Annotated in this window: 2 protein-coding genes; both read right to left on the bottom strand. The window is 74.5% G+C overall.

The genetic code is table 11. The features are described 5' to 3' along the window. Positions 1-1,051: FGGY family carbohydrate kinase (locus AB0C29_RS47735; RefSeq protein ID WP_360834916.1), on the bottom strand; the 1,051-nt coding region annotated here is incomplete at its 3' end. 107 nt (positions 1,052-1,158) lie between these two features. Continuing rightward, on the bottom strand, positions 1,159-1,554 hold a 396-nt coding region (locus AB0C29_RS47730), incomplete at its 5' end, for a hypothetical protein (protein ID WP_360834914.1).

Here is a 1,554-nt window from a genome sequence, read left to right as displayed (position 1 = left end):
ACGGCAGGCAGAGCAGCCCCTCGCTGCCCGGCGCCACCTCCGCCGCCTCGGTCAGCAGGGCCGCGTCGCGGACGTCGGCGTCCTCGCCCTCGGCGGTCGGCCGGTCGAAGCCGCCCGCGAAGGTCTGGCCGGCCCAGCGGACCACGGATCCCGCGTTGTTGATCGCGCCGCCGACCACCCAGCGGTCCTCGGTCAGCGCGTAGCAGAACAGCCGGCCCGCCTTGTCCGCGGTCGGGCCGTGCACGACGGTGCGCAGGGCGCCGCTGGTGCCCAGGGACACGGCCGCCACCCCGACCGGCGTCGCGCCCACGCCCAGGTTGGCCAGCGGTCCGTCGGCGGCCCCGATGATCAGGGGCAGCTCCGGCGGGAGCCCGGCGGCGACCGCCACCTCCCGGTTGAGGCGCAGCTGCCGGGTCGTCGGTACGACCTCAGCCAGCCGGCTCTCCTGGATCCCCGCCAGCTCCAGGGCCTCGGGGTCCCAGCACCGCTGGTGGATGTCGTACATGCCGGTGCCGGAGGCGACCGACAGGTCCAGCTGGAAGCCCTCGTCCGCGATGCCGGCCAGAACGATCTCCTTGACCCCGCCCCAGCGTGGCGTGTCCCGCAGGACGGCCGGGTCGGTGGCCCCCCACCAGGCGAGTTTGGTCAGCGGGGACATCGGGTGCACCGGCGTACCGGTGCGGGCCTGCAGCTGCTTCGCCCGGCCGGACGCCACGATCCGCTCGCTCTGCCCGGCGGCCCGGTTGTCCGCCCAGGTGATCAGCGGTCCGCGGGCCGTGCCGTCGGCGTTCATCGGGACCAGCGCGTGCAGGAAGGCGCTGAGGCTCACGGCGATGACCCGGTCGCCGCGCTCGCGGGCCTCCTCGGCCACGGTGATCAGCGCTTCGATCGCGGCGTCGCGCAGCTGCACCGGGTCAAGTTCGGCCTGTCCCGGGCCGGGCACCGACAGCGGATAGTGCACGCTGGCCATCGCGCGCACCTCACCCCTCGGCCCGGCGGCGATGGCCTTGGTCGCAGTGGTTCCGGTGTCGACACCGATGACGACGTCCATGCAGCCTCCCTGATCGCCGGCAGACATGCCCGATCGCCGCGCATCTCAAGCCGGCGGCAGAACCGCGGCGAGAGCCGGCGGCAGAACCGGACACCTGTCCCCCGACCTTAGGCGAGTCGCACCCGGACCGCCTGTCCTCGCGCGGTGGTCACCTCGACCTCGCCGGCCGCGGCGGGCAGCAGCGCCGCGTCGCCGGTGATCGGCAGCCACGTGCCGCCGGCCACGCGGTAGCGCAATCTGCCCGGGGCGGCGACCACGACGCCCTGGCCGTCGGGCAGGCGTACCTGCACCGGCAGGGGTGCCGCGGGGTCCGGGAAGCCGCGCAGCACCGGCTCGGGCGTGCCCAGCGACAGGAACAGGCGTACGCGGTCGTCGGTGCTGGTCAGGGTCTGCACGACGAACCGGCGGCCGTCGGCGGTGGTACCATGACGATGCAGCTCGTCCGGATGACCCTGGCGTACTCGGCGAAGACCCCGCAGGAGGCCGTCGACGCCACCAAGGAC

The organism is Actinoplanes sp. NPDC048791 (assembly GCF_040650095.1).
Classification (GTDB): domain Bacteria; phylum Actinomycetota; class Actinomycetes; order Mycobacteriales; family Micromonosporaceae; genus Actinoplanes.
Note: the sequence above shows the minus strand (reverse complement) of the source record. Positions and strands in the feature narration are given on the sequence as shown.